This window comes from Candidatus Photobacterium acropomis, from assembly GCF_030685555.1.
GTDB classification, from domain to species: domain Bacteria; phylum Pseudomonadota; class Gammaproteobacteria; order Enterobacterales; family Vibrionaceae; genus Photobacterium; species Photobacterium lucens.
In genome coordinates, this window is sequence record NZ_CP131608.1 from 1,027,698 (window position 1) to 1,042,190 (window position 14,493).

The following is a 14,493-nucleotide window of genomic DNA, read 5'->3' on the forward strand; positions in this document are numbered from 1 at the left end:
GATATCTGGATTAATAGTATCATTTATAGCTGACTTATAACTGTCACATAATCCCCACTACTTTACTGATTCATCATGCTTTTTAGTTCGTTACAGGGTCATTTAACAGTATTGCGGATTTACCATAAAATAGGTAATTACCATTAATAATTCTTGCTCTGCGAACGCTATGCATTCTTGAACAAGGATTATTTGGAATTACCCAAAAGCAAAACAGCCTCAAACTCGGTAAGAATTTGAGGCTGTTTTAATTACGCTTGGCGGCTTGTTTACTTTTCACCAACCAGTTTTAAAGGATTGGATGCGATTGGTAAGTAACGTAGAGAAAACATGGTGTTTGGATGACACGTTTGTTCATTCAAAATACTGTCGAGTTTGCCTTTACTGACACGATCAGCTTTGAAAGTTTTGGCATCTTTGTCTTGCACGAAGATTTCGCGAATAACACCGACATTACAACCCAAGTTATTTAAGTATGCATGGCGCTCATCCGTTGCTAACGCTTGCGTTCCTGCGCCATCTTGTACGTAGACAATTAAACCTAAACCTGTCAGCTGTTCTGTCCATTGTTTTATCTGGTTTTCAGGTAATTGACCAGATAAGTAAAGGCTGATCATTAGCGGTTCATCGTACAGTTTTACTTGCTGTTTTAAGATTTGTGCCAGTTGTTCCCTTTGTGCTGGCGTTTTGAAATCATAGTCAGTTAACTCTAACGGCAAATACAATCCTTGCACTTTACTTGCGTGTATCTTTAACCACGTTTGCCACTGTAAGTATGATTTATGTAACTGTGCAAAGTACTCATTTAAATACGCTTTTTGTGTTGCTGCATCACTATGTATTTGACGGAAGTAATTGGGATCGGAATATAACCCTACCCATAATTTTATATTATCCTCTTGCAGTGCTTCCATTCGCTTTGCTAACCAACCATGTGATTCTCCGAACGCTTCATTGCCGTATTTTGTCCATTGAATCACGACATTTTTGATACCAATGCTTTTTATTTCTGTCCCAAAGTGTTGCCATTGCTGTAATGGAATATCACGATCTTGGTTAAGTGGTTGATAGAAAATACCAAGATCGTGACTATCTACTGTTTGCTCACAGCCAGTTAAAAGGAAAAAGAAAAACGCAGTAAGACAGCATCGTCTGACTTGTTTACCTGTGAACTTTGTAATGTGTGTTGCCATTCGAGACCTACTTCTGAATCTACGTCTAACCCATTATATTTGGTGTTATGTGATTTCCAGTTCCAACTTGCGCCTAAGCCAGTTACGGTAGATGTGTTGTTACTGTCATCCGCCCATTGTATGAATGTATATGGCGTAAGTCTTTGTTGGTAATCATTTTTAATCTTGAATGTTTGACCAATTTCGTAACGTCCAAACAAAATATAGTCATGTATATTATCTAGGTATAACAGACCATCGGCATAAAGGTTCTGATATAACCAATGATTGAGATCAGGCTTCCATTCTTTTGACCATTTATCGTTTGAAAGTACGTTTGAACTTACACGTATATAAGGTCGTGTTTTATGATCATCACCGATAAGTCGTTGGCGTACACCGGCTTTTAAATAAGTATCATAGTTCGCAATCGGCTGAACTTGATACGATAAATCTAAATCTGTGGTGTTATCCGACGATGAATCAGCAAATCCGCCATTACTTAATGTAGCAATGGAAACGGCAGAACGTGGCAACCAAGGATGCTCAAAATAGTATTTCGCTTCACCATATAAGAAGTAATTACCTGTGCTGTTAGATACCCCTGGCATTGCTTGCTGTTGATCTGTCCCAATCCAACCAGCAACATTGTATTTCCAACCTAAGTTGATGTTTTTATGTGAACTTTGTAAGTAGGTTAACAACTTCTTGTCTGGTGCTGGTTTGGTTAGCTCTTGATCAATGGCTGCTTTATATAACTGAGATGCAAGTACTGTATCGCCGTTTTTATTCACAATATCAGCATATTGCGCAATCATATTGACATCTTTTTTATATTTCGGATGTTGATACGCACTGGCAAATGCACGTTGCGCTAATGCTGGATCTTCTTGATACGTTTGATACCCCAAGAATGCACTGGCATTACCGGTTTTATCTTGTTTAAACAGTTGATCTGCCAATGCTTTATCGTTGTTTTTAGCAATGTATCTTGCGAAGTCTTTGGTTAATACTGACGACTGGGTATTATCTGCACCCTGCTCTATGCGTGATATTAATAGGTTTTGATCACCCATATTTTTCGCAATTTCAATACCAAGCTGCCACCATTGTTCATTATGCGGATCAAAATCCGATGCTAACCAACGCTGATTGGCGAGCTTTGTTTGCCCTGTCTCATTAAGTGTCTGAATATACAAATAACGAGAATACGGGGTGAGTTTTTTTAAATCGTCATTAGTACGTACTGCTTTATGCCAATATATTGCGCTGGTGTTGTAGTCTTCTCCTTTAGCAAACCATTGAGCTAACGTTAACGCTTGTTGCTGTGTTGGCTGACCATTCAATGATGCCCTGTAATGTTGGGCAGCTTTCAGTGGATCGCTGTCAGCAAGGCAATACGCTGTGGCTTGTTTTAAGAAGTCTGTTGTCGGTGTAGCTTCTTGTAATACCTGACACTGATGTTGCATTTGCCATACTTCAGGTGACAATGTCACTTTTATCTTATTGGCGTCCGCTACTATTTGCGGAGAAAATAGCTCAACTTTGCGTAATGCGATATCAATAATGTTTTGTACTACGTGAGGATCAGTGAGTAACTTACGCTTATGGGTTTTTAATCCATAATTTATCATTGATGCTGCTAATTCATCCCCATTTGGCAATTTTAACGCATTAAATACGGCATGATTTAAGTCGCTATTGTGGTGATCGATTTTGTAGATACGGAATAAGATTTGCGCGGCTTTTTTGTATTGTCTTTGTTGTGAATACGCGTAAGCCAACTCACGAGACAACGATTCCCAATGGTAGTCATCGTGCAGTAAGTTAATAACTTTCGACCACGCCTTTTGCTGTTTATAGTGGCTTAATAACACCATCGTTTTCAGCTTTTTCGCACTTGCATGCTTAAAGTCAATCGCTTCGATCTGGTGATATAAACCTAGCTCACTCGCTAATTTGATCCACATGGTTGAATCTGTTTGAGGATCACACTGTTTAAGTTGTCGAATCGCTTGAGCTTTTTTATTCTCGCCAATCTCAGTTAATGTGGTTTTCAGGCAAGGTGTCATTGCCGAGAATGCATTTAGCGATTGCTTATCAAGTGAGTTTAAGTAATCACGCTGTTTCGCTAGGGATTCAGGTAACGCATCTTTAGCGTGTAACTGGTTAAGCTCAACTTTGGCTTTACTGTATTGATAGGTGGCAAGTAAATGCTCAATGTATTGACCGTAAAACGCTTGCTGATCACTTACCGATGTCAGTTTCGCACCATAACTTAATGCTTTATTTTCATGACCATTTGCTAATGTGTTTAAGGCTAAAAACTTAAGATCAGTTTCATTGTTGTGAGAACCATGATGAAGCGCTTCTAAGATCGATTGTGCCTTAGCATATTGCTTTTGGGCGTAAAGGTTATAGGCCTCAAAACGTAATGCGGCTAGCGACTTATATTGCAGTGGCTTTCCTTCGCTCCATTTCAATGCACTTGTAGTTCCATGGTGCTTATTAAGGTTATATAAGTTATCGAGAAACAAGCTGCGCATTTGTTTTTCAGTTAATGTATCCGCGATATTTTTCAATTGCGAATTGGTGTAAAACTTGCCTTTTTTAGCATCTTGTAGCCACATATTAAGAATGTCATCACCCCGCTGATCTTTTGGGATCTGTGATAAATACTTAAGCTGTGTTTTGACAGGCTTTTGGGCACTGACCGCTAACTGATATGCAAACTTTAAAAACGGTATGTGCTTGGGAGCGATGATCAAAGCGTGATCAACCTCAGCCAATGCTGCTGCATATTGCTTATTTGCTTGTTCTTCGTAAGCCCTATCAATATACGGATATGTGCGAAAATGCTCAGAATCTGATAAATGAGCATAGATATCATTGGCATGCACATTGATACTCATGAATGCGCAGGCGATAGCAAGTGATGTTTTTTTTATTTTATTCATGAGTATTGTCTGCATTCATTAATAAGGTTACTGGCATTCATTTGTTGAGCCATTTGTAATTCAAGCGCTTCATTAACCGCATCTTGAGTAACATAGTGATGGCTGATCAAAAAAGCACCAAAGCTTTTATCTTCTTCTTTTTCAAACGCTAAAATTGCCTGATTTAATACCGCAGGTTCAATTTTATTGCTTAACAATAAGCACTGACCGAGCTGACTTTGACTAGCAAAATATCTATCAATCAATTTCTTATAGTTATCTAGAGAACTCGCATCATCACCTATTTCATCTTCGATGATTTGGTAAGGGTTGATATTTTTCTGATCTAAATACCAGTAACGTAAACCTAATGTCACCGCACCATTGGTTGTGATCACACATTTAACGGGACACTTCAAACGACGCGTAATGGTCGCCAATGCAACGGGGCTAAGTGGCATCTCTTTACCTAAAATGAGCATTTCACCATCTTTACGTAATGGTAGTACTGAGTATTTCAATGCGAGCTTTTTAGGTAATAAATCAATCAACTCAGGATCCAATTCAAAAGGATCACAGTGTTCAAATTCAGCATCATATTGCTCAGCAATGGCTTTACTTAAATCATCATTAGTTACAATGCCTTGCTCTACAAGGTAAGAGCCAAACAAGCGGTTTTTCGGCATATTTTCTAATAAACTGTTAAGCATCTCTTCTGAGATCTTCTTATTCTGCTTTAAAATTTCACCGATCGGTTTTTTGTTTGTTTCATCAGCAATAGATGGGAAATCGTGGGTGGTTTTATCCCATGCAACACGACGTGCATCCCCCTGCTGGATCACCTGATGAATAGCTCGTACATTTGCTGCAAAGTTAATAACGGTACCCCAGCATAAACGCAGTAGTGATAATACCCCTTCCAAGTAACCGTAATATTGGCTAACAAAGAAGAAACGTTGGAATAACCGGTTGATTAACAACAAGGTATTAACGACAAGGATAATGTGCGTAATTCTGTCATTGGCAATAATTGACATAAAATGGTAGCCATCTTTCACCAAGTAGGAATAAATACTTAAGCCCACTAATTGTAGAAAGATAAGCATAGATAAGAAGCCAATTGTATTGTTAATAAAGCCTCTTCTATCACGCCATAGGAAGTAGTTTAGCTTCCAATCGCTAGTCCACTTCTGATTTTTAAAGCCTTGGAATACGATACCTATGATCCAACGGCTTTTTTGACGCACAGCTGTTGAAAATGTGGTTGGGAAATACTCGCGAACACAGACAACATTACCGTCGTGTAGTGATACCCCAAATGAGTCTTCTTTTAGTGTTTGCTGATCTTTTTCAATGATTGGAAAACGAACAAAAATCTCATTCATTCCCCACTGTTTTAAGCGCAAACCGATGTCGTAATCTTCAGTAAGTGATTGAACATCAAACGGTAGACCTTCACCTTCTTCCAATAATTTAGTAATCGCTTTACGACTAAAACAAGTACCTACACCTGCACTTGGTACCTGACCTGCAATCGCTTCACGAACGACAACATCTTTACCATGTAATTCTGCAAATTCATCGGCATAGTGACCCGGGGTCATTTGATACCATTTACGGGTATAGGGATAAACCGGAAGCTGGATCAGATCTTTATCAGGCAATAAGTAGTTGTAAAGACGAAGTTCCATTGGCGACACGATGTCTTCTGCATCATGAAGAATAAAGCCTGAAAATTCGATTTTGGCTTTTTTCTCAAACTCAACAATTGAAGCAATGATGTTGTTTAAACAATCCGCTTTACTGGTTGGCCCTGGTCGCGCGCATACCACTTTATGTACGTTAGGAAAACGCGCACAAACACGATCAACATCGTTTTGCGTTTCAGGATCGTTAGGATAAGTACCTACGAATATCTGGTAATTCTCGTAATCTAAACGTGAAGCAGCCAGCTCTGCCATTTTGTCGATCACACCGAACTCTTGCCACGCTGGCACCATGATCGCTAATGGCTGCTCTTCTTTCTGATAAAGATCGTTAACGTTTTTACGCGAGAACTTTCTATATACTGTTCCTTTTCGCCAGAAATGACGTACCCAGTAATAGATATCAATAAACAAGTCATCGATACCACAGACACAAAGCGTCACCATGGTGACAAACAGCACGACACGTAATCCGTAGAGGTAATAGAGAAAGAAATCAAACATATCCATGGATTAATACTCTTTTACACGCTGGCAAATCATTTCTGATGCATCGCCTTTACCATAAGGGTTTACACACTGTGTTGATTTACCACGTGTTAATAAAGTTAATGCAGCATCAACAATACGATTACTGTCTTCTGCGCCTGCTAATACTGATAAACCTAAATTTAAGGCTTCAGGGCGTTCTGTGGTTTCTCTTAAAATCACGACAGGCGTACCGTAGGTTGGTGCCTCTTCTTGAATGCCACCGGAATCTGTCATGGTAAGCACTGATGACGCTAAAACCTGTTGTAGTGCTAAATAATCCAATGGTTCAACAATTGTGACTTGTTCTACCCCATTTAGGTTATCGATAACGGCTTGTTTTACTGTCGGATTTGGATGAACGGCGACAATAAAATGTAATTCAGGTTTAAGTGCTGATAGCTGTTTGATCGCTTTGCATATCGTTGGAATTGATTGCCAATTTTCTCGGCGATGGGCTGTAACTAAGACTGTATTGTTGATTTCTGGATTTAATATGCCTTTATCAAGTAGCAGTTTCTGCGCATCAATAGCAGTGTTCCCCGTAACCATCACGCTTTCAGGATTAACCCCTTCAGACAATAATGCCTGTTTTGCCATTTCTGTCGGCGCAAAATGTAAGTTAGCGATACGAGCGACTAAGGTGCGATTCGATTCTTCAGGAAATGGGTGCTGTAAATTGCCAGAGCGTAAGCCTGCTTCAACATGGCCAATACAAGGTACTTGAGCATAAAAAGCCGTCATTGCGCCCGCTAATGTTGAGCTAGTATCACCATGAACCAATACGCAATCATAAGCATTCTGCAGTAATAACGGTTGGATATTTGTCATTAAACCAGATAATAAGTCTGTTAGCGTGCTACCTGCAGGACGTTGAAAAACATAATCTGGCTTAATATCAAATACTTCAAAGGTTTGTTCAGCAAGCGTATCGTGCTGACCTGTATGACACCACTCTATCGCTTGTCCCTGTTGTTTAAACTGATTATATACAGGTGCCATTTTAATTATTTCAGGTCTTGTTCCTGTGATAATAAGTGTTTTTTTAGGCATTTAACTTCTCCTTTATTACACACAGAAAAACAAGCAGACATTATATCTGTGCACAAATAATTACTTACTTTAAAATTTTATCAAAAGCACTTTTTATTAATTAGCCATAAAAATGAAATATAATCTTAATAAAAAATTATATTCCCATTAATAAGTTATTGTTTTTACGAAAAAATAACATTGCTCGATTAAAGCAACACGCATAATAGCCGATTATTCCTTTGCTTATTTCAAATTACTGTTAATAAGAAGTGATTTTTCTCACTAATAATCAGATAAGAATAAATATCATTAGTGAATAATTACTATTAAATACTCAATAAAAAATAACAGCGCAAAATAACTTAAACATTTAAATTCTCAATTCAAAGAGATATAAGTCTTTGTTAAGTTTCTTTATTAAAATTCATTATAAAAAACGCAGCGATATAGCTGCGTTTTTAGTTAAGCGGCGACTAAACGTCTAATTTGCCATAGGCGTTTTCGCCAGTATGGGTGATTAATATTAGATACCGCCACCCCACGAGAGCTGGTGGCATTCACAAAACGTCCATGATCTAGGTAAACTCCCACATGGTGATGCCCACCGTCCGTTTTAAAGAAAACCAAATCACCGTAGTGAGCATTCTCTTTTTTCACTTTAAACCCAAGCTTAACTTGTTCTAGCGATGTTCTCGGTAGATGGATATGGAAAACTTCTGAGAAAACACGCCCTACAAACGCTGAACAATCAATCCCTCGATGAGTTGTACCACCATAACGGTATGGGGTGTGAGCCCAGTGCTCATAAGAGTGCCAAATCTTTGATTTAAAATGACTTGTAAGCCTAAAGTGCATTAATGATGACCACACCGAACGGTGATGTCCGTAATGCCCTTTTGTTGTGTAGTAATCAACAGGAACAACGTGTTTTCGTGGTACTTGGTGGTGGTGAGTATGCTTTACTGCATGTTTATGAGCATCATGGTGAGAGACATGTTTAATGGTATGCGTTACATGATGCTTGGATTCTTTTAATTCATGATGTTTCGCTTCTTTAACACGATGGTGATCATGTTTAGTCGATGCTGAAGTGTGCTTTTGATGATTTTCATGATGTGCCGTTTCAGGCTTATGTTCATGCTCACGTGCTGTATGATGTGCATGACTTGTATGATGAGCAGCCTTAGCAACAATTTTATGAGATTGAACCTGATGATGTTCGTGTTTTTCAACGTGTTTATGTTTCGGTTCAGAAACGTGTTGTTGTTTATGGTGGTGAGTTTCTTTAACTGAATGCTTCTCGTGATGCTCAACTTTATGCTGTGTATGAGCTGAAGCTACTGTAGGTAACGCCATCATCGACATTAATAGCGTTGTTCTTATGGTTGTTTTTAATTTGTGGCGAGAAGAAAAAGACATTTTAATAAAAGTTATTTTTTATTTATCGAATAGAAATCTAAAATTAACAACCCTGTAGTGATTTCTATCAACTGAAGCAATATTGTGGCTTGAATTCTATATAATATTCCGAACTCTACAAACTAGAATTTTTCATTACTAACCTTCCAAAAATGAAAAGAAACTTTTCTCAATTTAAAGTATAAACTCTATTTTTAACCAAACAATTTCATATTGTGCGTTATTTATTCCTTTTTCTTTTTTAATGCTTTATATCTAACCACCATAGTGAGATAACTCACTGAATAACGGCTTATATATAGATAATTACCATCTCTAATTAATGAGTTATCGAGGTTAAATTTTCCCCTTCTGTTATTAATAATCCAATGTTTTATATTTTTACATATCAATATGTTTAGGTTTTCTTAACGTCTATTTAACTCGTTTTAAATTTTATAAAACCGAATTTTGAGTAACATATTAATAAAACAAATGAATTAAACATAAACAATTAATTAAAAGAGTGTTTTTATGGCAAACAAAGCATTTTTCTCCAAATTATTAGAACAAGCTGACGTTAAGATTAATGGTGACCGTTCTTGGGATATTACCGTTCACGATGACCAATTATTCGATAATATTTTAACTAAAGGTACTATTGCTTTCGGTGAAGGCTATATGGATAACCTTTGGGACTGTGAACGTATCGATATATTAATTTCCAAGTTATTACGTTCACATATAGAAGAAAAATTAACCAATGCCGAGAAATTTAAATTAGCAGCAAAAATTGGGGTTTCTAAGTTAAAAAATTTCATTAACCACCAATCCGTTTCCCGAGTAAAAGAAGACGTCCCTTTTCATTACGATATTGGTAATGATTTATATACTAATATGTTAGATAAACGTATGGTTTACACTTGTGGCTACTGGAAAAACGCATCAAACCTCAATGAAGCACAAGAAAATAAATTAGACCTAATTTGCCGTAAATTAGATTTACAACCGGGTATGCGCTTATTGGATATTGGTTGCGGTTGGTCTAGCTTTATGAATTATGCAGCTGAAAAGTATGGCGTTATTTGTGATGGCTTAACGTTATCTAAAGAGCAAATGAAACTTGGTCAGCAATTGGCAGATGAAAAAGGCTTACCTGTCACGATTATTCTTCAAGACTACCGTGAATACCAACCAAAAGAACAATACGACCGTGTTGTTTCCATCGGTATGATTGAACATGTTGGGCCTGACAATTATGACGAATTCTTCCAATGTGCAGATCGATTTTTAAAAGATGACGGTATTTTTGTACTGCACACTATTGGTAACCCTATATCTGTAAACCAAACAGACCCTTGGATTAATAAATATATTTTCCCGAACGGTGTCGTTCCTTCTATCGCCCAATTAAGTCAGGCTATTGAAGGAAAAATGAACATTGAAGATATTCATAACTTTGGTCCTGATTATGATCTCACTCTAATGGCATGGTGTGAAAACTTCGAGAAAAATTGGTACAAAATTTCAGACCAATACAGCGAACGTTTTCACCGTATGTGGCGCTATTATCTATTAAGTTGTGCCGGTGCTTTCCGCGCTCGTGATTTAAACCTGATTCAATTATCACTGACTAAAAATGGTCGTGAACTGCCATTAACTGTTCGTGCTGCATAAAGTATTCATTAATAAAAATAACTAATATTGAAATGGATTTAATTCATGACCGGGAAACATATTTCTTACTGTCTAAATAATTTAGAAGCTTTATATGCAGAAAAATCACATATTGATGAGATCGCTTTAGTCACTGAAGGTGGTGGTCAACGAGGTATATTTACTGCTGGTGTACTTGATATATTCCTTGAACATGAATTTAATCCATTTTCATTATTAATTGGAACATCTGCTGGTTCATTGAATCTTGCCTCTTATATCTGTGAGCAAAAAAAACACGCTTATCGTGTTATCACAGAAATAACCACAAAGAAACAGTTCTTTAGTTATACCAAACTCTTCTCTGCTCGCGGTGGAATGAATTTAGATTGGTTATTGGAGCAGACACAAACCAATTTAAAATTAGATTGGGAAACCGGTAGAAAGAATATGGCTAATCGAACGGTATTAGCCACAGCCTCAGGCATTGATCATAAAGAGACAGGCTATTTTGATCTCAATTCAGATAATTGGGATCAACATTTAAAGGCTTCATGTGCGATCCCTGTTTTGAATCGCAAACCAATATACTCCGAAGAGCATTACTGGGTCGATGGTGGCTTACATGCGCCGATCCCTGCTATTGAAGCTTATAAACGGGGTTATAAGAATATTGTTGTTATTCGCACCAACCCTATTGGCTGTAATGGCAATCATGAATGGCTGAATAAAGTGAAATTAGGGCTACCCAGAACCAAGACGGCTGAGTTAATCGATATGTTGTTAACCCATGAACAGGCATACAACGAAACAGAAGCGTTTTTATTGAATCCACCGGATGACGTTAATATTTTTGAAATACATCCTCACCGGGCATTGAAATCTAAGCTAATTGGCAGCGATATTCACTCACTTAACCATGATTATGAACATGGAAAACATATTGGTCAGTATTTCTTACGCACCATGATGTCTTATTGTCAGTGTGACTGTTGCCAATCAGCTTAGTTAGTTTGTTAGTTTTGACCTTGAATAATACGGGTTAATTTAGGTGCAATTAGCAATGTAATAAGTGCAATTACCCCTGTTGCGATACCAATTTCTTGGAAAACTGTACTGTATAAATGCAAGGTTTGTTGCGGATCAGTAATCCCCTTTGGTGCTGCTGTTAATGTTGCTACCCAACCAGCGATCACAGCAGCAGTTGCTGATGTTAAGAACCACATACCCATCGCAAAACCCATCATGCGTTGTGGTACTAACTGAGCAATCATTGCCAAACCTAAACCTGAAACAAGTAGTTCACCCAGTGATTGTAATAAGTAGCTAAATACTAACCAGTTAGAACTTAATAGCCCTTTGCTATCTGCGTAATGGCTACCTAGCGTTAAAACTAAGAACGCGCAGCTACATAACACCATACCTAGTGCAAACTTATATGGCATGGAGAACTTCTCACCTGCTTTATTATAAACCATCGCAAGGATTGGGCTGCTAACCATGATCCAGAATGGGCTTAATGCTTGGAATTGCTCAGGTTCAACATCAATACCAAAGATATTGTGGTGAATATTATGGATAGCAAAGAAGTTTAACGAGGTTGGCATTTGGAAATACAACACGAAAAACACAATACCTTGTAGCATCAGTACAAAAGCCACCAACATTTTTGAACGCTCTAAACCTGTTGTTTTCGCAACTTCTTTAAAGTAAAGCGCGACAATGGTAACACCCACTATTGCTAAAATAAGGTGTGCGTAGAAAACATGCTGTAGCAAATAAGCACTTGCTAAACTCAGTACAATCGTTCCAACAACAATAAGTAGGTAATTCCCAACATTTACCGGCTTTTTATCTGGTTCTGAACCAATATTTTTAACCAAACGGCGACTAACCACAAAGTTTGCAACAGTGATCAATAGACCAATAGCACTTACCCCAAATGCCATGCCATAGCCTAATTTACTTGCAATCCAAGGTGTTAGTAGTGTTGAAATAAACGAGCCTAGGTTAATCGCCATGTAATACATGGTAAATGCACCGTCTAATCTCGGATCATTTTCTTCATACACTTTCGCTAGTAAGCTTGATGGGTTTGCTTTAAATAAACCGTTACCCATAGTAATAAAGCCCATTGCTATAAAAATAAGCTCTTTACTATTAAATTCACTAGACGCTGAAAAACCCAATAAGGCGTAACCAGTCATTAGCACGATAGCACCTAAAACAATAGTGCGTTTTGTACCAAGGACTTTATCACCTACCCATCCACCAATCGCAATGGAACCAAACACTAATGCTGAGAAAGCCCCAAATAGCGTAAAGGACTCAGCTTCTGTCATTGCCAGTACATCAACTAGATATACAGTGAGAATGGCTTGCATGCCATAGAAGCCAAAGCGTTCCCAAAATTCTATTGAGAAAATAAGATAAAAGGGTTTTGGCTGTTTAAAAACGTTGAGTTCTGACATATTTGTTCTCTTATTTTGCGTTTTAAAGCATTTTTTTAAGATATTATCACGCAGCATTTAGGAAAAAGTATTTATGTGCTGAAACATAAGTTTGTAAATTATGTATATAACCTAGCAGTATCAATATCCTCTTTAGCAATAACTCCCCCTTCACTATAGAACATTCCTGTTTTTGTTCTGCGATTCTTAACTCTGAAATCTCGTTACACCTTTAGTCTCACTATTATGTTTTTAGGTGCTTTCCTTACGATTAATATGGGACTTAATCATGAAACTATCTTCACTCTTAATTGTGTTTACTTCACTGGCCTTTATGGGATGTGGCGGTGGAGGCTCTGACGATTCATCAACAAATGCTGTACAAGACGCTGCTGATACCGTTAATGATGCAGTAGACCAAGTACAAGATCAGACCGAAGATCAACAAGTTGAACCTAAGTTTGCCGTTGATGACATTTCAAATGGTTATTATGGCTTGATTTACGATAATGACGGTAAAGAACTTGAGCTAGATAAAGATCAAGTGCTGCTCATGCAAGATAAGCTCATCAACGATGTCTTACCAAACCTCACCGACGAGCAACAAAAAACATTCTCTGAAGCACAAACCGCGTTTGAAACATTAAAAGACTCACAAGATATCGATAAAGTATTATTTAAAAATAGCCTTATTGATGCCATGTTAAGTAATGCAGACAAAGCAGTACAAGATAAGTACTTCCCTTCTTTTCGTTTATTCCGTCATCACACTCACTTGCTTTATCCTATTTCACGGTTAGCCGATTATTCTTGGATTCTGGATTTTCTTAGCCAACGTTCATTACTTGAACACTTAATACTTATTCCACCTCAGCAACAAGATTCTGATGATTACATTGAAACTTGTCGTGATAACGATGTACCAATCCCACCAGATTGGGGATCAAGTGATTGGGAATACCGTGGTGTGGCAGAAACTGATTTCTTAGGCAGTGATCGTACTGAAGTATGGGCATACAGTGATCCCACAGTTCCGGGTGCTTGTATGGCATTACCACGCTGGCGTATTAATGAAGCAGCAGGTGTTAATGAAGTCGATCTACTGGGTATTATTTGCCAAAGTAAAAACACCGGTAAAGCGTGTTTTTGGGACAATATCAGCAAAGAAACCGGACAACGCCTTCGCGGTGGTGAAGATCTCACGTTCAAAATTGCCGACATTCATAATGGCGATATGCTTGGAGAAAACTGTACCCAATGTCACCGAGGTAAGAATGTGTTCTTAATCCACCCTGGCACAACTATCGATATTTCTAGCGATTATGATATTGATCCGAATGTGCGTTATCAGCCCGTTTCATCACAAGGCTGGAGTAATCCCCCTGCTTTTGCTGAATTAGGTGACGGAGCTTGCGCAAGTTGTCATGAAATCGGTGATCTTTCCTTTAGTTACTGCAATATGCTGTTAAAAAAAGCAGCAAATCAAACCATGCCTAATGCCGCAGATCCTGCAGGTTGGGTTGGCGATGATTCTTTCTACGGTACACATATTCAAGCCATGATTGATGACAGATGTTCACCTTAACAATAAACACCTCACAAGGTCGATATA

9 protein-coding genes are annotated in these 14,493 nt (G+C 38.0%); 3 read left to right on the forward strand and 6 right to left on the reverse strand.

Going from position 1 to position 14,493, the window contains the following annotated elements:
* Nucleotides 1–269: 269 nt before the first annotated feature.
* The 5 genes from Q7657_RS04655 to Q7657_RS04675 all read right to left on the reverse strand — a co-directional run bounded on the left by Q7657_RS04655 (nucleotide 270) and on the right by Q7657_RS04675 (nucleotide 8,796).
* Entirely contained in the window at nucleotides 270–1,193 is a 924-nt protein-coding gene (locus tag Q7657_RS04655) for a DUF4434 domain-containing protein (RefSeq protein ID WP_107165799.1), read from the reverse strand.
* Nucleotides 1,115–4,129 carry an NfrA family protein gene (locus tag Q7657_RS04660; protein ID WP_181319828.1) on the reverse strand — a complete coding sequence of 1,005 codons (3,015 nt, stop codon included), beginning with the start codon at nucleotides 4,127–4,129 and terminating at the stop codon, nucleotides 1,115–1,117. The genes Q7657_RS04655 and Q7657_RS04660 overlap by 79 nt, the downstream gene beginning before the upstream one ends.
* On the reverse strand, nucleotides 4,126–6,324 hold the full coding sequence (locus tag Q7657_RS04665) for a glycosyl transferase family protein (protein WP_107165801.1): 2,199 nt from the start codon (nucleotides 6,322–6,324) through the stop codon (nucleotides 4,126–4,128). Before Q7657_RS04665 ends, Q7657_RS04660 begins: the two co-directional genes overlap by 4 nt.
* Nucleotides 6,325–6,327: 3 nt before the next feature.
* On the reverse strand, nucleotides 6,328–7,395 hold the full coding sequence (wecB, locus tag Q7657_RS04670; RefSeq protein WP_107165802.1) for a non-hydrolyzing UDP-N-acetylglucosamine 2-epimerase: 1,068 nt from the start codon (nucleotides 7,393–7,395) through the stop codon (nucleotides 6,328–6,330).
* A gap of 444 nt (nucleotides 7,396–7,839) precedes the next feature.
* On the reverse strand, nucleotides 7,840–8,796 hold the full coding sequence (locus Q7657_RS04675) for an NlpC/P60 family protein (RefSeq protein WP_181319830.1): 957 nt from the start codon (nucleotides 8,794–8,796) through the stop codon (nucleotides 7,840–7,842).
* A 513-nt stretch (nucleotides 8,797–9,309) separates the two neighbouring features.
* Between Q7657_RS04675 and cfa the strand changes: the two genes are divergently transcribed.
* Nucleotides 9,310–10,452: a cyclopropane fatty acyl phospholipid synthase gene (gene cfa, locus Q7657_RS04680; RefSeq protein WP_053989089.1), complete on the forward strand. Its 1,143-nt coding sequence runs from the start codon at nucleotides 9,310–9,312 to the stop codon at nucleotides 10,450–10,452.
* A gap of 45 nt (nucleotides 10,453–10,497) precedes the next feature.
* On the forward strand, nucleotides 10,498–11,439 hold the full coding sequence (locus tag Q7657_RS04685; RefSeq protein ID WP_107165803.1) for a patatin-like phospholipase family protein: 942 nt from the start codon (nucleotides 10,498–10,500) through the stop codon (nucleotides 11,437–11,439).
* Nucleotides 11,440–11,447: 8 nt separating this feature from the next.
* Here the strand turns inward: Q7657_RS04685 and dtpA are convergent, their stop codons facing one another.
* Nucleotides 11,448–12,959 carry a dipeptide/tripeptide permease DtpA gene (gene dtpA / locus Q7657_RS04690; RefSeq protein ID WP_107165804.1) on the reverse strand — a complete coding sequence of 504 codons (1,512 nt, stop codon included), beginning with the start codon at nucleotides 12,957–12,959 and terminating at the stop codon, nucleotides 11,448–11,450.
* 211 nt (nucleotides 12,960–13,170) lie between these two features.
* Between dtpA and Q7657_RS04695 the strand changes: the two genes are divergently transcribed.
* A complete protein-coding gene (locus Q7657_RS04695) occupies nucleotides 13,171–14,466 on the forward strand; it encodes a hypothetical protein (RefSeq protein WP_107165805.1) in 1,296 nt (431 codons plus the stop codon).
* Nucleotides 14,467–14,493 lie beyond the last annotated feature (27 nt).

Coding starts and splice junctions, on each gene's coding strand:
- Q7657_RS04675 (WP_181319830.1), bottom strand. CDS start 8,796: ATGTCTTTTTCTTCTCGCCACAAATTAAAAACAACCATAAGAACAACG.
- Q7657_RS04685 (WP_107165803.1), top strand. CDS start 10,498: ATGACCGGGAAACATATTTCTTACTGTCTAAATAATTTAGAAGCTTTA.
- cfa (WP_053989089.1), top strand. CDS start 9,310: ATGGCAAACAAAGCATTTTTCTCCAAATTATTAGAACAAGCTGACGTT.
- Q7657_RS04660 (WP_181319828.1), bottom strand. CDS start 4,129: ATGAATAAAATAAAAAAAACATCACTTGCTATCGCCTGCGCATTCATG.
- Q7657_RS04665 (WP_107165801.1), bottom strand. CDS start 6,324: ATGGATATGTTTGATTTCTTTCTCTATTACCTCTACGGATTACGTGTC.
- Q7657_RS04695 (WP_107165805.1), top strand. CDS start 13,171: ATGAAACTATCTTCACTCTTAATTGTGTTTACTTCACTGGCCTTTATG.
- wecB (WP_107165802.1), bottom strand. CDS start 7,395: ATGCCTAAAAAAACACTTATTATCACAGGAACAAGACCTGAAATAATT.
- Q7657_RS04655 (WP_107165799.1), bottom strand. CDS start 1,193: ATGGCAACACACATTACAAAGTTCACAGGTAAACAAGTCAGACGATGC.
- dtpA (WP_107165804.1), bottom strand. CDS start 12,959: ATGCTGCGTGATAATATCTTAAAAAAATGCTTTAAAACGCAAAATAAG.